This is a genomic window from Streptomyces sp. NPDC048473 (assembly GCF_043200155.1).
In the GTDB taxonomy this organism is placed as follows: domain Bacteria; phylum Actinomycetota; class Actinomycetes; order Streptomycetales; family Streptomycetaceae; genus Streptomyces.
Genome location: NZ_JBICXE010000012.1, coordinates 1 through 20,925, shown reverse-complemented (window position 1 = coordinate 20,925; position 20,925 = coordinate 1). Strand labels below are relative to the sequence as shown.

At 70.3% G+C, this 20,925-nt stretch carries 19 protein-coding genes; 15 read left to right on the top strand and 4 right to left on the bottom strand.

Features of this window, described 5'->3' with window-relative positions:
• Positions 1–7: 7 nt before the first annotated feature.
• From ACGFU7_RS20810 to ACGFU7_RS20800, 3 genes are all read right to left on the bottom strand, one after another.
• Positions 8–628 (bottom strand): TIGR03086 family metal-binding protein, encoded by a 621-nt coding sequence (locus ACGFU7_RS20810; protein WP_393697476.1) that lies wholly within the window; start codon positions 626–628, stop codon positions 8–10.
• A 108-nt stretch (positions 629–736) separates the two neighbouring features.
• The gene (locus ACGFU7_RS20805; protein ID WP_393697475.1) at positions 737–1,381 is read right to left on the bottom strand and encodes a TetR/AcrR family transcriptional regulator; all 645 of its coding nucleotides are present in this window, start codon (positions 1,379–1,381) and stop codon (positions 737–739) included.
• A gap of 99 nt (positions 1,382–1,480) precedes the next feature.
• The gene (locus tag ACGFU7_RS20800; protein ID WP_393697611.1) at positions 1,481–2,437 is read right to left on the bottom strand and encodes a helix-turn-helix transcriptional regulator; all 957 of its coding nucleotides are present in this window, start codon (positions 2,435–2,437) and stop codon (positions 1,481–1,483) included.
• A gap of 140 nt (positions 2,438–2,577) precedes the next feature.
• Between ACGFU7_RS20800 and ACGFU7_RS20795 the strand changes: the two genes are divergently transcribed.
• The 6 genes from ACGFU7_RS20795 to ACGFU7_RS20770 all read left to right on the top strand — a co-directional run bounded on the left by ACGFU7_RS20795 (position 2,578) and on the right by ACGFU7_RS20770 (position 7,954).
• The gene (locus ACGFU7_RS20795; protein WP_393697474.1) at positions 2,578–3,027 is read left to right on the top strand and encodes a hypothetical protein; all 450 of its coding nucleotides are present in this window, start codon (positions 2,578–2,580) and stop codon (positions 3,025–3,027) included.
• A gap of 151 nt (positions 3,028–3,178) precedes the next feature.
• Positions 3,179–4,102 carry a DMT family transporter gene (locus ACGFU7_RS20790; RefSeq protein ID WP_393697473.1) on the top strand — a complete coding sequence of 308 codons (924 nt, stop codon included), beginning with the start codon at positions 3,179–3,181 and terminating at the stop codon, positions 4,100–4,102.
• Between the two features lie 150 nt (positions 4,103–4,252).
• Positions 4,253–5,470, top strand: coding sequence for a sensor histidine kinase (locus ACGFU7_RS20785; RefSeq protein WP_393697472.1), 1,218 nt, complete (start codon positions 4,253–4,255; stop codon positions 5,468–5,470).
• Between the two features lie 73 nt (positions 5,471–5,543).
• The gene (locus ACGFU7_RS20780) at positions 5,544–6,266 is read left to right on the top strand and encodes a response regulator (RefSeq protein WP_393697471.1); all 723 of its coding nucleotides are present in this window, start codon (positions 5,544–5,546) and stop codon (positions 6,264–6,266) included.
• 55 nt (positions 6,267–6,321) lie between these two features.
• Positions 6,322–7,512, top strand: a complete 1,191-nt coding sequence (locus ACGFU7_RS20775) for a cytochrome P450 (RefSeq protein ID WP_393697470.1) — start codon at positions 6,322–6,324, stop codon at positions 7,510–7,512.
• Between the two features lie 16 nt (positions 7,513–7,528).
• The gene (locus ACGFU7_RS20770) at positions 7,529–7,954 is read left to right on the top strand and encodes a PaaI family thioesterase (RefSeq protein ID WP_393697469.1); all 426 of its coding nucleotides are present in this window, start codon (positions 7,529–7,531) and stop codon (positions 7,952–7,954) included.
• 19 nt (positions 7,955–7,973) lie between these two features.
• Here the strand turns inward: ACGFU7_RS20770 and ACGFU7_RS20765 are convergent, their stop codons facing one another.
• The gene (locus ACGFU7_RS20765) at positions 7,974–9,017 is read right to left on the bottom strand and encodes a Gfo/Idh/MocA family oxidoreductase (protein ID WP_393697468.1); all 1,044 of its coding nucleotides are present in this window, start codon (positions 9,015–9,017) and stop codon (positions 7,974–7,976) included.
• A 137-nt stretch (positions 9,018–9,154) separates the two neighbouring features.
• On the opposite strand from ACGFU7_RS20765, the gene ACGFU7_RS20760 reads away from it, so the two are divergent.
• The 9 genes from ACGFU7_RS20760 to ACGFU7_RS20720 all read left to right on the top strand — a co-directional run bounded on the left by ACGFU7_RS20760 (position 9,155) and on the right by ACGFU7_RS20720 (position 20,804).
• The gene (locus ACGFU7_RS20760) at positions 9,155–9,913 is read left to right on the top strand and encodes a GntR family transcriptional regulator (RefSeq protein WP_393697467.1); all 759 of its coding nucleotides are present in this window, start codon (positions 9,155–9,157) and stop codon (positions 9,911–9,913) included.
• Between the two features lie 93 nt (positions 9,914–10,006).
• The gene (locus ACGFU7_RS20755) at positions 10,007–11,017 is read left to right on the top strand and encodes a sugar ABC transporter substrate-binding protein (RefSeq protein ID WP_393697466.1); all 1,011 of its coding nucleotides are present in this window, start codon (positions 10,007–10,009) and stop codon (positions 11,015–11,017) included.
• 194 nt (positions 11,018–11,211) lie between these two features.
• The gene (locus ACGFU7_RS20750; protein WP_393697465.1) at positions 11,212–12,195 is read left to right on the top strand and encodes a sugar ABC transporter substrate-binding protein; all 984 of its coding nucleotides are present in this window, start codon (positions 11,212–11,214) and stop codon (positions 12,193–12,195) included.
• A complete protein-coding gene (locus tag ACGFU7_RS20745; protein ID WP_393697464.1) occupies positions 12,192–13,247 on the top strand; it encodes an ABC transporter permease in 1,056 nt (351 codons plus the stop codon). Before ACGFU7_RS20750 ends, ACGFU7_RS20745 begins: the two co-directional genes overlap by 4 nt.
• Positions 13,244–14,104 (top strand): ATP-binding cassette domain-containing protein, encoded by an 861-nt coding sequence (locus ACGFU7_RS20740; RefSeq protein WP_327272037.1) that lies wholly within the window; start codon positions 13,244–13,246, stop codon positions 14,102–14,104. The genes ACGFU7_RS20745 and ACGFU7_RS20740 overlap by 4 nt, the downstream gene beginning before the upstream one ends.
• 130 nt (positions 14,105–14,234) lie before the next feature.
• Complete coding sequence (locus ACGFU7_RS20735; RefSeq protein WP_327272036.1) at positions 14,235–15,398, top strand: ROK family glucokinase; 1,164 nt, start codon at positions 14,235–14,237, stop codon at positions 15,396–15,398.
• A gap of 14 nt (positions 15,399–15,412) precedes the next feature.
• Positions 15,413–16,003 carry a hypothetical protein gene (locus ACGFU7_RS20730; protein WP_393697463.1) on the top strand — a complete coding sequence of 197 codons (591 nt, stop codon included), beginning with the start codon at positions 15,413–15,415 and terminating at the stop codon, positions 16,001–16,003.
• Positions 16,004–16,057: 54 nt separating this feature from the next.
• Positions 16,058–16,321, top strand: coding sequence for a hypothetical protein (locus ACGFU7_RS20725; RefSeq protein ID WP_393697462.1), 264 nt, complete (start codon positions 16,058–16,060; stop codon positions 16,319–16,321).
• A gap of 748 nt (positions 16,322–17,069) precedes the next feature.
• Entirely contained in the window at positions 17,070–20,804 is a 3,735-nt protein-coding gene (locus ACGFU7_RS20720) for a S8 family serine peptidase (protein ID WP_393697461.1), read from the top strand.
• The last annotated feature ends 121 nt before the right edge of the window (positions 20,805–20,925 follow it).

Sequence of the window (20,925 nt, the reverse complement as noted above, 5' to 3'; positions counted from 1 at the left end):
CCCGGTCTCAGCGCCCGTTCGGAGCCGTCCAGTCGGGTGACCGGCCGAGCGTCGTCAGTACCAGGTCGACGGTCGTCGCGGTGCCGTCGGCAGCGGCCCGGTCCGCGGGTGCCAGGGCGGGCCGGAACGCCGCGCCGGGCCGTTCGCGCCGTTCGCCGCCGGGGACGCGCAGGGCGACGGGCAGTGCCGCTTCGATGATCTCCGCGGAGAATTCGGGACGCATCCCCAGTGCCGCCGCCACGTCCCAGGAGTGCACCACATAGTCGATGAAGTGGAATCCGACGGCGACGGAACCGGGGAACGTCCCCTCGGGGTTGATCTCCGGCAGGCTGAACTCCTGGGTCAGGACGCTCGGTTGGGCGAAGGTGTCCAGCACGTCGCAGGCCGCGGTCCGGTACGAGCCGACCGGGTCCGCGCCGAGCGGGCGCGGCTCCCACAGGGACGGGTCGCCTCCCTCGCCCCGTGCGGCGGCGGCGAAGCCGTGGTGCTGGACGCTCATGTGTTCCACGAGCAGGCGCAGAGTCCAGCGGGAACAGGGGGTGGGGCGTTCCCAGTCCTCGGGGCGGGCCTGTTCCACGATGCGTACGGATTCCAGGACTGCGGCCCGGTCGAGCTCCACGATGTTCATGATCAAGTCCTCGATGGTCGACAGCGTGATCGCCGCCGAGCCTACGACTGTACGAACGATCGTGCGTTTAAATTCCCATGTGTCCTGGCTGAAATCAGCTCCGTTCGCTCACGCAATGGCCGGCAGCAGCGAGGTGTCGGTGGAGACGGACCGCAGCCGTCCCAGAATGGCCCGGGCCGCCTTCGTATAGCTGCCGGCGCTGTTGTGCAGCACGGACTCGCCGTTGGCCAGCTCCAGGAACGCGATGATCTCGAAGGCGAGTTGGGCGACATCGGAGTCCGTCCGGATCTCGCCCAGGACCCGCGCCTCCTCGATCCGCCGCTCCACGAAGGTGACCCAGCCGGTCTGGTTAGCCGCCAGCGCATCGTGCACCCGGCCTTCGCGGGCGTCGAATTCGGCGAGTGCGGAGTAGAAGAAGCAGCCACCCGGGAACACCCGCTGCTCGGAGTACGCGATCCATGCCTCGCACATCCGCCACACGCGGCCGAGACCGGCAGGGACGGCTCTCGTCGGCCGCACGACATGCTCGTCGTAGATGTCGACGGCGGCGCGCACCGTGGCGAGCTGGAGCTCCTCCTTGGAGCCGAAGAGCGCGAACACGCCGCTCTTGCTCAGCTTCAGTTCCGTGGCGAGCCGCCCGAGCGACAGCCCCTCCAGCCCCTCGGCCGAGGCGACCCGGACCGCACGCCCGAGGACCAGCTGCCGGGTCCGGTTGCCGCGCTCGACGCGCCCGTCCGGCCGCGCTCCAGCCATGGGCCCACTCCGTGCTTTCCGAGGTCCCGGGGACTTCCGGGGCCGGCTCGCCATTGTAGGAGGGCGTGCTGCGGTGCGCGGTGTCCGTCGGCCGGCACCTCAGGAGGAGGCGTAGCGCATCGCCAGTGCGCGTACCGTCGCGGCGATCCTGGCCCTCAACTCGGGTGGGCCCAGCACCTCGACGTCCTCGCCCAGAGCCAGGAACACGCCGTGGGCATGGTCGAGCGACTCGATGGGCAGCACCGCGCGGACCCAGCCGTCCGGATCCGTCGTCCCGCTGTCGGCCAGTGCCCGGGCCGCCGCCCCCGTGAGGCGTGACATGGCATGCGGTGCGATGCGTACCAGTGCCTCCGCCTGATGGAGCCGGGCATGGAAGTCCGCCTGATGGCGCTCCCAGTGCCCGGCCAGGTCGAAGTTCCCCGGAGGGGTGAACTCCTCGTCGAGGACGGTGAGCCGGAGGATCTGGTCGACCCGGTACGTACGCGGTCCCGGTCCGGCGACGACGTACCAGCGTCCTGCCTTGAGCACCAGCCCGTACGGTTCGAGCCGCCGGTCGACATCGGTCGGCTGCCGCCAGCGGCGGTAGCGGACGTCGAGGATCCGGCTGTGCCACACCGCGTCGGCGACCTGCCGGAGGTAGGGAACCTTCTCGTCCTGTGTGTACCAGCCGGGCGCATCGAGATGGAACCGGGCGCGCATCCGGTCGGCCTGGTCGCGCAGTTCGGGCGGCAGTGCCGCGCGCAGTTTGAGCTGGGCCGTCGCCAGGGACGCACCGAGGCCGAGATCCGCGGCGGGGCCCGGGATGCCGGACAGGAAGAGGGCCTCCGCCTCACCCGTGCTGAGGCCGGTCAGCCGCGTGCGGTAGCCCGCGAGCAGCTGGTAGCCGCCGGAGTGCCCGGCATCCCCGTAGAGCGGAATACCCGCCGCGTGCAGCGACTCGATATCGCGGTAGACGGTCCGCACGGACACCGCCAGCTCCGCCGAGAGCTGGGCGGCGGTCATCCGCCCCCGGGTCTGGAGCAGCAGGACGATCGAGAGGAGCCGGCCGGACTTCACTGACACAAGGTGTCAGTGAAGTGCGTCTACGGTCCAGCCATGGCCTTCGAGGAGGACCCGGCCGGGACCGATTCCCCGGGCGGGAAGGGGCCGCTGATTCCTCCCGCCGATCCTTTCGACCGCACCGCAGGAGATCCCTCATGAACGACTTCGACTTTCTCATCGGCACCTGGGACGTCACCAATCGCCGGCGGACCGACTTCCTCGACGAGGCGAGCGCGTGGGAGGAGTTCCCCGCCGTCAGCCACGCCTCGCGTCACTTCGATGGCGGGGCGAACTTCGACGAGATCGACTTCCTGGGGCAGGGGCACTGCGGACTCACCCTGCGGCTCTACGACCCCGAGCGCGAGCAGTGGTCCCTGTACTGGTCGAGCAGCCGCACCGGAGCGCTGTTCCCGCCGGTTGTGGGCCGGTTCGAGGACGGCCGGGGCGAGTTCCACGGAGACGACACGCATGACGGCAAGGAGGTCCGGGTGCGGTTCATCTGGTCGGGGATCACCGCGCAGTCGGCCCGCTGGGAGCAGGCGTTCTCCCTGGACGGCGGCGAGAGCTGGCTGACCAACTGGATCATGGAGCTGGCGCGCCGCTGACACCGACGGCGAGGCACGGCACGACAGATGAGACGGGTATTCCCGGGGCCGGCCACTGCCCGGTACGGTGATCGTTCCGCGTGTGAGCCACCGAGGTCTCCACAGCGTTCCCGCATCGTTTCCGCCGTGGAGAACCAGGAGAACGAGCCAGGTGTCCTCGATCGCCGTACCCGCCCTCGCCCCGCCGCGCCGTGCCTGGCTCACCGATCTGCCGGTGCTCCTCGTGGCGGTCGTCTGGGGCTCCAGCTACCTCGCTGCGAAGGGCATCACCACCACGCAGACCGTCATCGCGGTCCTCGTACTGCGCTTCGGCGTCGTGCTGCCCGTGCTGGCCGTGGCCGGCCGGCGAAAGCTGCGGGCGCTCGGCGCGGCGCAGTGGCGGGGGGCCGGTCTGCTGGGCCTGGCCCTCAGCGGGATCTTCCTGCTGGAGACGTATGGCGTCGTGCACACCTCGGCGACCAACGCCGGGCTCATCATCAGTCTCACCATGATCTTCACCCCGCTCGCCGAGGCCGCCGTCACCCGCGTACGGCCGCCGAGGGCCTTTCTCGCCGCCGCCGGGCTCTCGGTGGCCGGTGTGGCGCTGCTGACCCAGAGCGGCGGATTCACCAGCCCGTCGGCGGGCGATCTGCTGATGCTGGTGGCCGCCCTCGCCCGTACCGCGCATGTGCTGCTGATGGCCCGCATCAAGTCGGTGCAGGGGGCGGACTCGCTGTCGCTGACCACGGTCCAGCTCGGCAGCGCGGTCGCCGTCTTCGCCGTGCTCGCCGCCGTGCCCGGCACCGGTCAGGCGCCGTGGACGGTGGCCGCCGGGTTCGGCGCCCAGGAGTGGGGCGGACTGCTCTTCCTCTCCGTCTTCTGCACGCTCTTCGCCTTCTTCGTACAGATGTGGTCGGTACGCCGCACCTCGCCGTCCCGGGTCAGCCTGCTGCTCGGTACGGAGCCGCTGTGGGCCGCCGCCGTGGGCATCGCGATCGGCGGTGAACGGCTCGGCATCCTCGGTGTGGTGGGCGGGGCCCTGGTTCTCGCGGGCACCGGCTGGGGGCGCCGGGCGGTGACTCCGGCTGCTCCTTGAGCCGGCCGGCCGCCCCACCACCGCCCGGAACCGGAACCACCCCGGCCACCGGGCTGCCGCGTTCCGCCGAAAGTCTCGCGTCCCGCGACTTTGGTGGCTGCCTGCGCCCGAACGGCCGGGACCTGCGACTGACCTGGGTAGTTTTGTCGTATGACGCGTACGGAGTACCGCTGGCTGCTGCCCTCGGCGATGGCCGACCCCGAGCTGCCCGGTGACCAGGGCGGCCGCTCGCGACGCACCGTGCGGGACTGGGCCGTCGACATCACCGCCTTCCTCTTCGCGGTGGGAATCGGACTGCTCGCGGCGGCGGCGATCGATGCCGACCGCACCACCTCCGGCGGCGTCGTCTTCGTCGACTGCCTGATCGGGGCCGTCGCCTGCTGTGCCCTGTGGGTGCGGCGGCGGTGGCCGGTCGGCCTCGCGGTGGGCCTGATCCTGCTCTCCACCGTCGAACCGGTCGCCGCGGGAGCCATGCTCGTGGCCCTGTTCAGCGTCGCCGTGCACCGGCCGTTCCGCCCCGCGGCGGCCATCGGGGCGCTCGCTCTGGTCACCGCTCCCGTACAGCCGTATCTGCGCCCCGACCCGGGCAGCTCGTTCTTCGAGTCGACGGTCATCGGTGTGCTGCTGTCCCTGCTGGTGCTCAGCTGGGGCATGGTCGTACGGTCCAGGCGCCAGCTCGTCGTCACGCTCCGCGAGCGGGCCCGCCGGGCCGAGGCCGAGGCCGGGCTCCGCGCCGAGCAGGCTCAGCGGCTGGCCCGCGAGGCCATCGCCCGCGAGATGCACGATGTCCTCGCTCACCGGCTGACCCTCCTCAGCGTGCACGCCGGCGCCCTCGAATTCCGCCCCGACGCACCCCCGGCCGAGGTGGCGCGCGCCGCCGGGGTCATCCGGGACAGCGCACACGAGGCGCTCCAGGACCTCCGCGAGATCATCGGCGTCCTGCGCAGCCCCGGTGAGAGCGACGGCGACCGGCCGCAGCCCACCCTCGCCACCCTGGACGCGCTGATCGCCGAGTCCCGTCTGGCCGGCATGAAGGTCACCCTCGACAACCGCATCACCGACCCCGCCGCGGCCCCCGCCGCCACCGGCCGCACCGTCTACCGCATCGCCCAGGAGGGCCTGACCAACGCCCGTAAACACGCACCCGGCGCCGAGGTCACCGTCACGGTGAGCGGCGGCCCGGGCGACGGACTCACCATCGAGGTACGCAACCCGGCGCCCACCGAACCGTTCGAGCAGGTCCCCGGCTCCGGCCAGGGGCTCATCGGCCTCACGGAACGCGCCACCCTGGCCGGCGGCCGCCTCGACCACGGGCCGGAGCCGGACGGCGGTTTCGGCATCCGGGCCCGGCTGCCGTGGTCGCCCTGACCGCCGGACGATCCGGAGCGGCCACAACGGCCCCCGGCGCGTTCGGTGTCCGGGCCTGGTTACGGTGGTCGTCATGACCGCCCCGACCCCCATGGATCCCGTGGCGCAGCCCGTCCGGCTGCTCATCGTCGACGACGACCCGCTCGTACGGGCCGGGCTCGCCCTCATGCTCGGCGGCGCCGACGACATCGACATCGTGGGGGAGGGGGCGGACGGCTGCGAGGTCGCGGATCTCGTCGACCGGCTCCGCCCCGATGTGGTGCTGATGGACCTCCGGATGCCAGCCATGGACGGGCTGACGGCGACGGAGGCACTGCGGACCCGTCCCGATGCTCCGGAGGTCATCGTCCTGACGACGTTCCATGCCGACGAACAGGTGCTGCGGGCCATCCGCGCCGGAGCCGCCGGATTTGTCCTGAAGGACACCCCGCCGGCTCAGATCGTCGACTCGGTGCGGCGGGTGGCGGCCGGTGATCCGGTGCTGTCGCCCGCGGTGACCCGCCAGCTCATGGCCCGCGCCGCCGGGAGCGGCCAGGGCGACCGGGTGGACCGCACCGACCGGGCACGACAGCGGATCGCCGCGCTCACCGACCGGGAACGCGAGGTCGCGCTCGCCGTCGGACGCGGCCGTTCCAACGCCGAGATCGCCGCCACGCTCTACCTGAGCGTGGCGACCGTGAAGACGCAGGTGTCCCGGATCCTGGCCAAATTCGATTTCAACAACCGCGTCCAGATCGCGCTGTTGGTGCACGACGCGGGCCTGCTCGACGACGACGGTCGAGACCCGGCGGCATAGGCTGAACCGGTCGATCGCATGCGATCGAGCCGATCAGACCGGGAGGGGCGATCCCATGTCCGATGCCAGCAGCCACGTCGATGTAGATCTGCGCGGGGTCAAGGACTTCACCGCGAATCCCTATCCGTACTACGAGAAGCTGCGCGCCGCAGGTCCCGTGCACACCATCCGTACCGACGAATTCGAGCGGATCTGGCTCGTGGTGGGGTACGACGAGGGCCGCGCGGCCCTGGCCGACCAGCGGTTCGGCAAGGAGGGGCAGGGGCTGGTGGACCGGCCCGAGGGGAACGACCCGATCTTCGCCAACATGCTGGAGCTGGACGCACCCCATCACACCCGGCTGCGCAAACTCGTCACCCGGGAGTTCACCGCACGCCGGGTCGAGGCCCTGCGCCCGCGCGTCCAGCAGATCACCGATGAACTCCTCGACGCGATGGTGCCCGCCGGGCGCGCCGATCTCGTGGACGCGCTCGCCTTCCCGCTGCCGATGACCGTGATCTGCGAACTGATCGGTGTGCCGGACCTGGACCGGAACACCTTCCGCCGGCTGTCGAACGACGTCGTCACCCCGGCCTCGCCGGAGCAGGAGAGCGAGGCGGTGGCCGCCATGGGCGCGTACCTCGTCGAACTCATCGAGGACAAGCGGTGCTCGCCCCGTGACGACCTGATGAGCGCGCTGGTCAGGGCACGTGACGAGGAGGGGGACGGGCTGTCGCCCGACGAGCTCGTGGGCATGGCCTTCCTGCTGCTCGTCGCGGGCCATGAGACCACGGTCAACCTGATTTCCAACGGGGTACGGGCATTGCTCCATCACCCGGACCAACTGGCCGCACTCCGCGCGGACTTCGGCCTGATCGACGGCGCGGTCGAGGAGACGCTGCGCTACGACGGGCCGGTGGAGACCGCCACGTTCCGCTTTCCGTGCGAACAGGTCGAGATCGGGCAGAGGGTCATTCCGGCGGGCGAGCGGGTTCTGATCTCTCTGGCGGGGTCCGACCGCGACCCCGGCCGCTACCCGGAACCGGACCGCTTCGACATCCGCCGCGACACCCAGGGGCATCTGGCCTTCGGGCACGGCATGCACTTCTGCCTGGGCGCGCCGCTGGCCCGGATGGAGGGCCGGATCGCGATCCGTACGCTGCTGGAGCGGTGCCCCGGTCTCGCCCTGGACACGGACGCCGGGGAGCCGGACTGGCTTCCGGGGATGCTGATCCGTGGGGTGCGCGAGCTGCCCGTCCGCTGGTGAGGTAAGAAGCTCTGTCATGACCGGACTTGATTTGCAGATGGCGCAGAAGGTCCTCGACAGCCAGCCGTTCAGCGGACTCGTCGGGGCGCGGATCACCGCCTTCGGGGACGGCGCGGCCACCCTGGAAGTGGACATCCGTCAGGAACTCCAGCAGCAGAACGGCTTTGTGCACGGCGGAGTCCTGGCCTACGCCGCCGACAACTCGATCACCTTCGCCGCCGGGACGACCCTGGGCCCGGCCGTGCTGACCGGCGGCTTCTCCATCCAGTACATACGGCCCGCCACCGGCCGCACGCTCATCGCCCACGCCGATGTCGTGCACACCGGCCGCCGCCAGGCCGTGGTCCGCTGCGAGCTGTTCGCCGCGAGGGAGGACGGGGCGAAGACGCTCTGTGCGGTCGCCCAGGGGACCGTACTGTCCGCCACGCCGTCGTCCTCCTGAGCGCCCGGCTCGTCTTCGGCTACGAGGAGGACGGTGCCACGCCCGCCGGCCGGGCGGCTGCTCCGTCGGCGATCTCCGCGATCTCCACGGGGCGCCGCTCCCGGCGGGACACCTCGCACGCCTCCGCGATCAGCAGCGCGTACCAGGCTTCCCGGCCGTCGCACGGATTGGGCAGCTCGCCCCGCACCACCCGTACGAACGCGTCCAGTTCCGCCTGGTACGCCGGGGCGAACCGCTCCAGGAAGCCCGGCCAGGGGCTGAGCGGTGCGGCGGGGCCCTGCGGCTCCGCCGAGGTGACCGGCGTACGGCCGTCCAGGCCTACCGTGATCTGGTCCAGCTCGCCCGCCAGTTCCATCCGTACGTCGTAACCGGCGCCGTTGCAGCGGGTGGCCGTCGCCGTGGCCAGGGTGCCGTCGTCGAGGGTCAGCAGGGCCGCCGCCGTGTCGACGTCGCCGGCCGCCCGGAACATCTCGGGCCCGGCATCCGATCCGGTGGCGTACACCTCGGTCACCTCACGGCCCGTCACCCACCGCAGCATGTCGAAGTCATGGACCAGACAGTCCCGGAACAGCCCCCCGGAGAGCGGCAGATACGCGGCCGGCGGCGGTGCGGGGTCCATGGTCATCGCCCGTACGGTGTGCAACCTTCCCAGCGCCCCCGCCCGCACGGCGGCGCGCGCCGCTCCGTACCCCGCGTCGAACCTGCGCATGAAGCCCAGCTGGAGCACGCTCCCCGCCCGGTCGACCTCGCACAGCGCGCTCAGCGTCCCCGGCAGGTCCAGTGCGATCGGCTTCTCGCAGAACGCGGGCAGTCCCGCCCGTGCGGCCCGGCCGATCAGTTCCGCGTGCGCCGAAGTGGCAGAGGCGATCACCACGGCGTCCACACCCGCGCCGAACACCTCGGCGGCGCTGTCCACGGCCGTCGCGCCGATGCGGTCCGCGACCTCGGCCGCCCGCGCCCGGTCGGTGTCCGTCACCACCAGGGTGTCCACCTCGGGATGGCGGGCCAGCACACCCGCGTGGAAGGAACCGATCCGGCCTGTGCCGATGAGTCCGATACGCATGGACCCAACGTGCCGCCCGCCGACTGCGCTGTCAACCATATGTCCTGACAAGGTGCGGCTTGTTCGGTGTTCATGCTGTCCGGACAACAGAACGACCTGACTACCGGAGGTTCTGACGTGAGGGATACCCTCCACGCGTGCCCAAACCCACCACCGACCCCGCCGCACTTGAACTCGGCGTGGACCGCTCCAGTCCGGTCCCCCTGTACTACCAGCTGGCCCAGCAGCTGGAAGCGGCGATCGAGCAGGGCCGGCTCGCCCCGGGCAGCCTCCTCGGCAACGAGATCGAACTCGCGGCCCGGCTCGGCCTGTCCCGGCCCACCGTCCGCCAGGCCATCCAGTCACTGGTCGACAAGGGGCTGATGGTCCGTCGCCGGGGCGTCGGCACCCAGGTCGTGCACAGCAGGGTCAGGCGCCCGCTCGAACTGAGCAGCCTGTACGACGACCTGGAGGCCGCGGGCGGGCACCCCACGACCCGCGTCCTGCGCAACATCGTCGAGCCCGCCGGTGCCTCGGTCGCCGAGGCCCTCGGAGTCGCGGAGGGCACCGACGTACACCTCGTCGAGCGGCTGCGGTACGCGCACGACGAGCCGCTGGCACTCCTGCGCAACCACCTGCCCCTCGGGATCGTCGACCTGGGCACCGAACGGCTGGAAACCACCGGTCTCTACCGGATGATGCGCAGCGCGGGCATCACCCTGCACAGCGCCCGCCAGACCGTCGGCGCCCGGCTCGCCACCGCCGACGAGGCTGCCTCACTCGCCGAGGCCGAGGGGGCCGCGCTGCTGACGATGGAGCGCACCACCTTCGACGACACCGGGCGGGCGGTCGAGTTCGGCTCCCACATCTACCGGGCCTCGCGCTACTCCTTCGATTTCCAGCTGCTCGTACGGTGACGACGGCCACTCGGCCCCGTTGACGTCTCGTACGCCCACCGCTAAAACTCCCCCAGCCGCACTCGGGCGGCCGGGAGAGAAGGCGGACCCACCATGCGTACCTCTCGCAAGGCAGCAACCCTGATCACCGTCGCCGCCATCGGCATCGGTCTCACCGTCGCCGGATGCAGCGGTTCCGGCGGCAAGAGCGCCGAGGAGAAGCCCCAGGGGGCAGGAGGCAGCGGGGGCAAGGCGGTCTCCACTCCCCGGATGAAGATCGCAATGGTCACGCACTCGGGGGAGGGCGACACCTTCTGGGACATCGTGCAGAGCGGCGCGAAACAGGCGGCGGCCAAGGACAACGTCGAGTTCCTGTACTCGGCGAACAAGGAGGGCAAGGAACAGGCCCAGCTCGTCCAGGCCGCCATCGACCAGAAGGTCGACGGCATCGTTGTCACCCTCGCCAAGCCGGAAGCGGTCAAGGACGTCGTCGCCAAGGCCGTGAAGGCCGGCATACCCGTCGTGACCATCAACTCGGGCGCGCAGTTCTCCAAGGAGATCGGCGCGCTCGGGCATATCGGGCAGGACGAGAAGGTCGCGGGCGAGGCCGTCGGCGAGGAGCTCAACGAGCGGGGCCGTAAGAAGGCCGTCTGCGTCATCCACGAGCAGGGCAATGTGTCGCTGGAGGAGCGCTGCGCCGGGGTGCGGAAGAGCTTCAGGGGCACCGTCGAGAACCTCAACGTGGAGGGCACCAACATGCCCGCCTCCACCTCCTCGATCGAGGCGAAGCTCCAGGCGGACAAGGGCATCGACGCGATCGTCACCCTCGGCGCCCCCTTCGCCGCCGCCTCCGTCAAGGCCAAGGAGGGCTCCGGCAGCAGGGCGGAGGTCGACACATTCGATCTGAACGCCGAGGTCGTCAAGCGGCTGAAAGCCAAGGAGGTCGGCTTCGCCGTCGACCAGCAGCCCTACCTCCAGGGCTATCTCGCCGTCGATGAACTGTGGCTGAACAAGACCAACGGAAACGTCATCGGCGGCGGAAAGCCGGTGCTCACCGGCCCGGCGATCGTCACCGCCGACGACGTACCGCAGCTGGAGGAATACACCGCGCGCGGCACCCGATGACCGTCCCGCGCACCGCTGTGCACACCCGCTGCCGACACACGTGCCCCGCCCCTGCCGGGCGGCGCCGTCGGCGGCTCGGGGATACTTGGCCAGCCGGGCAGGGTGTGAACCGTCCCCGGCCCCACCAAGCAGCACAGCGAGCAGCACTAGAAGGGCACGGCGTCGTGGCAAGGGTTCGGACAGGGGTACGTGCGATGGGTGCCGTGCTTGCGGCGGTGCTCGGGGCTTCCCTCGTGGGATGCAGCAGCACCGGCGGCAAGCGGGCGGAGGAGCGCGCGGCCCAGGCCGCCGCCGAGGGCCGGTCCGCGGTGAACACGCCCCGCTGGACCTTCGCCATGGTCACCCACTCGGGCGACGGCGACACCTTCTGGGACATCGTCCAGCGGGGCGCCGAGCAGGCGGCCGTCAAGGACAACATCAAGTTCCTGTATTCGCACAATGACGAGGCGCAGCAGCAGGCCCAGCTCGTCCAGGCCGCCATCGACCAGAAGGTCGACGGGCTGATCGTCACACTCGCCAAGCCCGACGCGATGAAGGACGTCGTCGCCAAGGCCACCAGGGCCGGCATCCCGGTGATCACGGTGAACTCGGGCTCCGCGGAGTCCAAGCAGTTCGGCGCGCTCACCCATATCGGCCAGGACGAGTCCATCGCGGGTGAGGCCGTCGGCGACGAGCTCAACGCCCGGGGCCGCAAGAAGGCCCTGTGCATCCTGCACGAGCAGGGCAATGTGGGCCATGAGCAGCGCTGCGCCGGGGCGAAGAAGACGTTCGACGGGCAGATGCAGAACCTGTACGTCGAAGGCACCAACATGCCCGACGTCCAGGCGTCCATCGAGGCCAAGCTCCAGGCCGACAAGGACATCGACGCGGTCGTCACCCTCGGGGCGCCGTTCGCGGACGCCGCCGTCAAGGCGAAGAAGACCGCGGGCAGCAAGGCCGAGATCGACACCTTCGACCTGAACGCCAAGGTCGCCACGGCCCTCCAGGACAAGACCCTCGGCTTCGCGGTCGACCAGCAGCCCTACCTCCAGGGGTACGAGGCCGTGGACCTGCTCTGGCTCTACCGCTTCAACGGCAATGTGCTCGGCGGCGGACGCCCGGTCCTCACCGGCCCGCAGATCATCACCTCGAAGGACGCCGCCGAGCTGGCGGAATACACGAAGCGGGGGACCCGATGAGCACGGTTGCAGGGCAGCCACCCGCCCCCGCCGGGGCCGACGAGCGGCTGCTGCGCACCTCGCCGCTGCGCAGACTGCTCGGCCGCCCCGAGCTCGGCTCGGTGGTCGGCGCCGCGGCCGTCTTCATCTTCTTCTCGGTCGTCGCCGACAGTTTCCTGCGCGCCTCCAGCCTCGGCACGGTGCTGTACGCGGCCTCCACCATCGGGATCATGGCCGCGCCGGTGGCGTTGCTGATGATCGGCGGCGAGTTCGACCTCTCCGCCGGTGTGCTGGTCACCAGCTCCGCGCTGATCTCATCGATGTTCAGCTATCAGATGACGGCCAACGTCTGGGTCGGCGTTTTTGTGTCGCTGCTGGTCACGCTGGCCATCGGAGCGTTCAACGGCTTCATGCTGACGCGTACCAAACTGCCGAGCTTCATCATCACGCTCGGTACGTTCCTGATGCTGACCGGACTCAATCTGGGCTTCACCAAGCTGATCAGCGGGACCGTGTCGACGAAGTCCATCGGCGACATGGAGGGCTTCGACTCGGCCCGTCAGGTCTTCGCCTCGCAGTGGACCATCGGCGGCGTCGAGTTCAAGGTCACCATTCTGTGGTGGGCCGTGCTCGTCGCGATCGCCACCTGGATCCTGCTCCGCACCCGTTTCGGCAACTGGATCTTCGCGGTCGGCGGTGAGGCCGACGCGGCCCGCGCGGTCGGCGTCCCGGTGATCCGTACCAAGATCGGGCTCTACCTCGGGGTCGCCTTCGCCGCCTGGGTCTCCGGGCAGCATCTGCTGTTCTCGTTCGACGTGGTGCAGTCCGGCGAGGGCGTCGGCAACGAGCTGATCTACATCATCGCGGCCGTCATCGGCGGCTGTCTGATCACCGGCGGCTACGGCTCCGCGATCGGCTCCGCGGTCGGTGCCTTCATCTTCGGCATGACCAGCAAGGGCATCGTGTACGCGGAGTGGAACCCGGACTGGTTCAAGTTCTTCCTCGGAGCCATGCTGCTCCTGGCCACCCTGCTCAACGCATGGGTACGCAAGCGCGCGGAGGCGACGAAATGACGGCCCCCCAGGCACCGGCCGACCGGGAGACGTCCCACCGGGCGCTCGTCGAGCTGGATCACGTCAGCAAGTTCTACGGCAACATCAAGGCCCTGACGGACGTCTCGCTGGAGGTGCACGCGGGGGAGATCTCCTGCGTCCTCGGCGACAACGGCGCCGGCAAGTCCACCCTGATCAAGATCATCGCGGGGCTGCACCGGCACGACGCGGGGACCTTCCTCATCGAGGGCGAGGAGACCACACTCGCCAACCCGCGCGACGCCCTCGACCGCGGCATCGCCACGGTCTACCAGGACCTGGCCGTCGTCCCCCTGATGCCGGTCTGGCGGAACTTCTTCCTCGGCTCCGAGCCGACCACCGGCGCGGGCCCCTTCAAACGCCTCGACGTGCGGCTGATGCGTGAGACGACCCGCTCCGAGCTGCTGCGCATGGGCATCGACCTGCGCGATGTCGACCAGCCGATCGGCACGCTCTCCGGCGGCGAGCGCCAGTGCGTCGCCATCGCGCGGGCCGTCTACTTCGGCGCCAAGGTCCTCGTCCTGGACGAGCCCACCGCCGCGCTCGGCGTCAAGCAGTCCGGGGTCGTCCTCAAGTACGTCGCGGCCGCCCGCGACGCGGGTCTCGGCGTGGTCCTCATCACGCACAACCCGCACCACGCGTATCTCGTGGGTGACCGGTTCGTCCTGCTCAAGCGGGGCGCCATGTCCGGCAGCCACACCAAGGCGAGCATCACTCTGGACGAGCTGACCCGCCAGATGGCGGGCGGCAGCGAGCTGGAGGAGCTCAGCCACGAGCTGGAGCGGGCCCCGGGCCCGACCCATCTGGGCGGCCACCCCGTCGCCGACGACCCCCAGTAGCCCCGGGCCGATACCGGCCCTTACCAACAGGTCCGCCAGCCGCGGCGCCCCGGCAGTGGCAGAATCGAGCCCGACGGGCGCAGTCCGCCGCCGGGAGCACCGCCCCGGCCCCCCAGACCCCGCAGGGACGATGAGCACGTACCGCGACTTCACACACCGCGGCTCCGCCCGCGCCACCGTCCTGCGGACCGTAGGCACCCGGGAGCGGCGCTCGCACCTCACGGCGCCGCGGGTACCCACTGTCGGCATCGACATCGGGGGTACGAAGGTGATGGCCGGCGTCGTCGACGCCGACGGCAACATCCTGGAGCAGCTGCGCACCGAGACGCCGGACAAGTCCAAGAGCCCCAAGGTCGTCGAGGACACCATCGTCGAGCTGGTCCTGGACCTCTCCGACCGGCACGATGTGCACGCCGTCGGCATCGGGGCGGCCGGCTGGGTCGACGCGGACCGCTCCAAGGTGCTCTTCGCCCCGCATCTCGCCTGGCGCGACGAACCGCTGCGCGACGCCCTCGCCTCCCGCCTCGTCGTCCCCGTCATGGTCGACAACGACGCCAACACCGCCGCCTGGGCGGAGTGGCGCTTCGGAGCGGGCCGCGGCGAGGACCACCTCGTCATGATCACGCTCGGTACCGGCATCGGCGGCGCGATCCTGGAGGACGGTCAGGTCAAGCGCGGCAAGTACGGCGTCGCCGGTGAGTTCGGCCACATGCAGGTGGTGCCCGGCGGGCACCGCTGCCCCTGCGGGAACCGCGGCTGCTGGGAGCAGTACAGCTCCGGCAACGCCCTGGTCCGCGAGGCCAAGGAGCTGGCCGCGGCCGACTCCCCGGTGGCGCACGGCATCATCGAGCGGGTCAAGGGGAACATCCCCGACATCACCGGGCCGCTCATCACCGAACTGGCCCGCGAGGGCGATGCGATGTGCATCGAGCTCCTCCAGGACATCGGCCAGTGGCTCGGCGTCGGCATCGCCAATCTGGCCGCCGCGCTCGACCCCTCCTGCTTCGTCATCGGAGGCGGCGTCAGCGCCGCCGACGACCTGCTGATCGGCCCCGCCAGGGACGCCTTCAAACGCCACCTCACCGGCCGCGGCTACCGCCCCGAGGCGCGGATCGCAAAGGCGCAGCTCGGCCCGGAGGCAGGTATGGTCGGCGCCGCCGACCTGGCCCGGCTGGTGGCCCGCAGATTCCGCCGTACCAACCGTCGCCGCGTCGAGCGGTACGAGCGGTACGCACAGATCTACGACCAGGCCGCGAGCACCATCCGTAACACGCGCAACACTCGCACCTCCTAGGGATCTTCAGAGACATGACCGCAGCCGAGCACCCCGTCCTGCCGCGCCAGTCCTCGCCGCCCGACGACGACAAGCCGCCGCAGGACCGGCGACGGGTGATCCGCCGCCGCCTGATCACGGCGACGATCATCGTGCTGCTCATCGGCATCCCGGCCGGCTATCTGCTGATCTCCGCTGGGCAGAGCCGCCGCTCCGGCCAGAACAAGGAGGCCGAGGCATCCGCCCAGGGGCTCCGGGAGGGCTGGCCCTCCCGGATGCAGCGCCGGATCTTCGAGTTGCCGGTCCCCGGCAACGCCCTGGACATGCAGTACTACGAAACCAACAACTGGAAGGCCAGCCGGCTGTACGTGGAGTTCCGCACCACGTCCGCCGGGCTCGACCGGTTCCTGAGCCGGATGGGCAGCGGCCGCGCCGCCCTGGAGACCGGGAAGGTCAGCATCGGCGTCCGCGACCAGAAGATCTCGGGCTGGAGCTTCGGCACCGGCGTCGAGTGGGCGGGCACCACGCACACCAACAAGGACCCGCGGCCCACCCAGGACATCACCGTGAACATGTCCGATCCGATGAACCCTGTCGTATATGTCGTATCTGCGGCGACCCCCTGACCGGAAGCCGGCAGACCGCTGACTGACCCGGAGCAAGTGAGCGACGCCAGTGACATGAATACCCCGCAGCCCGTACCGGCCCCGCAGGCCGCGCGTGCCCCGCAGACCGCACAGCAGGGGCAGCCGGTACCTGCCGCCCCGCAGCCGGCCCACCAGGGGCAGCCGGACGGGCCCGCGGCACCCGTGCCTCCCGTACGGATTCCGCCTGCGGCCCAGGCCCTGCCCATGCACACGCTGCAGTACCGGTTCGACGGCCCCGAGGGCGCCCCGGTCCTCGTCATCGGCCCGTCGCTGGGCACCACCCGGCACAGGTCATAGGGGCTGTTCAGGGGCGTCCGGCCGATTCAGGACGGGCGCTTGATGCCAGGTCAGGGCCTGCTGGTCCGGGGGAGCCCGCACAGTCGGTGAGACCTGTGTGAGAGCGCGTGAGACGACGAGGCCCCGCCGGAATGTTCGGCGTGGCTTCTATGCGCGGCGGGCTACTGGGCGTCGCTGTCGACCGTCTCGGACGGTCCAGGAGTCTCGTTCGGGGCGGAGCGGGAGTCTGTGCGCGCTCGCGAATCCAGGCGGCCGACTCGCGGGCGGTCCGGCTCGGTATCCCGCCGAACCGGATGAAGGGCTGGTCACTCACGGGGTACTCACCCGTCAGCGACGACAAGGTGCTCCCCCGGCCACTCGCAGGGCCCACTCCCTTGCCCTCGGCAAGCGGATTGGTCGTCGTTGTGGCATGTGGCATGCGGCATGTCAGGACCATCCCCGCGGGTGCGGGGAGCAGCCACCGGTCCGGCGAATGACCGTAGTTGATCGGGGGCCATCCCTGAGGGTGCGGGTGCGGGGAGCAGAGCGGCGCGGACGCCACCCCCACCGTCCTCACCGGACCATCCCGTCACCGGGCGGCGAGCGGTCGCCAAGGGCTTCGCGCCGCAACCGCTGACTGAATACCCACGTGCGGAAAGTATGACCTTGCCCGGATGCGCGCGGTTCACGGCTGACAAGTCCGTGCCATGGCAAGGACTTGCCTTCATCAGGCCTTCACGTCGGCGTTACCGGCCGATAGACCCATGGCATGTTCTCTCCCTCACTATCTTCAGCCTTCCGGCGCAGACGCTGGCAGCTGATCTCCGCTGCCACCGTGGTGCCGCTGCTGGCGTCGGGGCTAGCAGTTCTGCAAGCGCCCGCACAAGCCGCTCCGAGCAAGCCCACCGTTCCCGCCAAGCCCTCGGCGACCCACAAGGTCACCCTGGTCACCGGCGACGTCGTCACGGTCACCACGATGGCCGACGGCAAGCAGACCGCCGACGTCGACCGGCCGGACAGCGCCGTCGGCGGCGTAAAGATCCAGGAGATCAAGGGTGACCTGTTCGTCATTCCGGACGAGGCGGTGCCGCTGCTGGGCGCGGATAAGCTGGACCGCCGGCTGTTCAACGTCACCGACCTGATCGAGATGGGCTACGACGACGCGAAGTCGGCCGCGGTGCCGCTGATCGCGGCGTACGCCCAGCCGAAGTCCCGCTCGGCCGTCGAGCCGACAGCCCCCCGGGGCAGCAAGCTGACCCGCAAGCTCAAAGGCATCCACGGTGCCGCGCTCAGCACCGAGAAGCGGCAGGCCCGCACCTTCTGGACCAGCGTCGCGCCGCAGGGCAGCGCGAAGTTGGGCGCGGGTGTGTCGAAGCTGTGGCTCGACGGTCGCGTGAAGGTCAACCTGAAGGAGAGCGTGCCGCTGATCGGCGCGCCCGAGGCATGGGCGGCCGGCTACACCGGCAAGGGCGTCAAGGTCGCGGTGCTCGACACCGGCATCGACGTCAACCACCCCGACTTCGCCGGCCTGATCGACGGCACGACCAGCTTCGTGCCGGGTGAGGGCGTCACCGACGTCAACGGGCACGGAACGCATGTGGCCAGCACGATCGTCGGCTCCGGCGCCGCCTCCGGCGGCGACTACAAGGGCGTCGCCCCCGGCGCCGACCTGTTCGTCGGCAAGGTGCTCGGCGGCGCTGAGGGCTACGGCCAGGACTCCTGGGTCATGGCCGGCATGCAGTGGGCCGCCGAGTCCGGTGCGGACGTCGTCAACATGAGCCTCGGCGACTCCTACCCGACGGACGGCAGCGACCCGATGTCGCAGACGGTCGACGCGCTGTCCGCGCAGTACGGCACTCTGTTCGTCATCGCCGCCGGCAACGCGGGCCCGGAGAGCATCTCCGCCCCGGGCGCGGCCGCCTCGGCGCTGACCGTGGCCGCCACGGACAAGCAGGACCAGCTCGCGTCCTTCTCCAGCACCGGCCCGCTGGCCGGCTCCGGCGGCATGAAGCCGGACATCGCGGCACCCGGCGTGGACATCACCGCGGCCCGCTCGCAGGAGATGACCGACGGTGGTGAGGGCCTCTACCGCACCCTCAGCGGCACCTCGATGGCCACCCCGCACGTGGTCGGCGCGGCGGCGATCCTGTCCCAGCAGCACCCGGACTGGACCGGCGCGCAGCTCAAGGAACACCTGATGAGTACCGCGAAGGGCCTGGCCGACGGGTACTCGCCGTACGAGGTCGGCACCGGCCGTGTCGATGTGGCCGCCGCCGTACGCACCACGGTCCGCGGCACCGGATCGCTCTTCTTCGGCAACTACACATGGCCCCACGAGCCGAGCGACGTCGCCGTCACGAAGGACCTGACCTTCACCAACTCCGGCTCCGCCGACGTCACGCTGAACCTGGCGCTGACCGACGACGGCGGCCCGTTCACGCTGGGAGCCACCAAGGTGACCGTCCCGGCGGGCGGCACCGCCGCCGTCCCGGTGACCGGTGACCCGCAAGCCGCCTCGGCAGGCCGGCACGTCGGCTACGTGATAGGCACCGACGCGGCCACCGGGAAGCCGGTGACCCGCACGTCCGTGGCGCTGCTCAAGGAGGAGGAGCGCTACGACCTGAACATCAAGCTGGTCGGCCGGGACGGCAAGCCCGCCGCCGGCTGGGTCGGAATCAACCTGGCCGGCGACTTCTTCCCGTGGAATGTCTACGTCGACGGCTCGACCACCATGCGCATGGCACCCGGCCTGTACACCGTCGCGGGGTACCTCGATGTGGCCGGCGAGAAGGCGGACCGCTCGGGTCTGGCCGTGCTGGTCGCCCCGGAGACCGTGCTCAAGGACGGCTCCGCGGACGTGGTGCTGGACGCGAGCAAGGCACGCCTGCTGCAGACCGAGGCGCCGCAGCGCACCGAGGACCGCCAGCGCAAGGTCGACTTCAACGTCCACTACAAGGGCCTCGACCCGTTCATGGACTACCGCAGCGCGTACGTGCTGCCGCCGACGTACGACGATGTCTACCTCGCGCCGACGAAGCCGATGAAGCAGGGCGAGTTCATGCTGATCACCCGCTGGCGCAAGGGCGAGCCGCTGCTCAGCCTGAGCACGCTGGGCGGTCGGCTCCGCTTCGAGGCACTGGTGCAGGCGGGCAGCGCCCTGGGTACCGCCACGGACAAGCTGGACGCCGTCTATGCGGGCAACGGTGCGGCGGCCGCATACGAGAAGGTCAGGGCAAAGGGCAGGGTCGTCGTGATCGAGCGCAGCGACGAGGTCTCGCCGCAGGAGCGCACCGATGCCGCGGTCGCGGCCGGTGCGAAGGCGCTGATCGTGGTCAACGACGGTGTCGGTGCCCTGATGGAGTACGTCGGCGAGTCGACCATCCCGGTCGCCGCCGTGCACCGTGACGCGGGCAAGACTCTTGTCTCGATGGCCAAGGCCGGCATCTTGAAGCTGACCGCGAAGCAGACCGAGTACACGCCGTTCGTCTACGACCTGACCCGGGACTACCCCGGCCAGGTGCCGGACCGGGCCCTGGTCTACAAGCCGGCCAAGGGTGACCTCGCCCGGATCGACGCCCGCTACTACTCGGCCACGGACGGCGGGGTGGCGGAAGGGTACCGTTCCGACTTCACCCTCAGCCCGTCGTTCAACCTCCCCGAGCGCGAGTGGCACCCGGGCACCCGCACCGAATGGGTGACCCCGGGGCAGGACTGGAGGGAGTTCCACACGCAGGGCGTCGACGGAGCCCTGCCGTGGTCGATGGTGTCGGGCGACAACACGTATGCCAAGGGCAGCACCACCCGTCTGGACTGGTTCGCTCCGGCGACCCGGCCCGGCCAGAGCGAGTCCTTCGGTGTGTACAACTCCCGTTGGCAGAACTACATGACCTGGAACGTGCAGGCGTGGGCCTCCGCCAGCGACACCATGCGGCTGGGCGGCTACCTGCCGTGGGGTGAGACGCCGTCCCACCTGCAGGTCCTCCAGGGCGACACGCTGATCGACGACAACCCGAACGGCGGAGACATGCAGTGGCAGGAGGTGCCGGCGGGCAACCTTCCCTACCGCGCCGTCCTCGACGCGGAGCGGCCCGGTGATGTCTTCCGGCTGTCGACGCGCACCCACACCGAGTGGACGTTCATGTCCGGCACCGTCGACTCGGACGTCTTCGAGCCGTTCTCGGTGCTGAACCTGGACTACAAGCTGGAGTCGGACCTGCACGGCGACGTCAAGGCCAATGCGACCCAGCAGATCGCGCTCAAGCCGGTGTCGATGAACCTCGGCACCGTCCCGGGCACCGTCACCAAGGTGAAGCTGGACGTCTCGTACGACGACGGCGCCACCTGGCAGAAGGTGACCCTGGCCAAGGGCGCCCACGGCTACTGGACGGGTTCGTTCAGGACGGCGAAGAAGCCTGGCGGCTTCCTCTCGGTCCGCGCGAGCGCCGAGAAGGACAGCGGCTTCAGCGTCAAGAACGAGATCATCCGGGCGTACGGCCTGCGATGAACCGCACTGTCGGGCCCCGGGGAGGCGGGCGAATTCGAGGGGTCGTTGCAACACGTGGTCGGTTGATCAGGCCGCGAGCAGTTTAGACAGGCGCTCGGCTGGGGTTTCCCAGCCGAGCGTT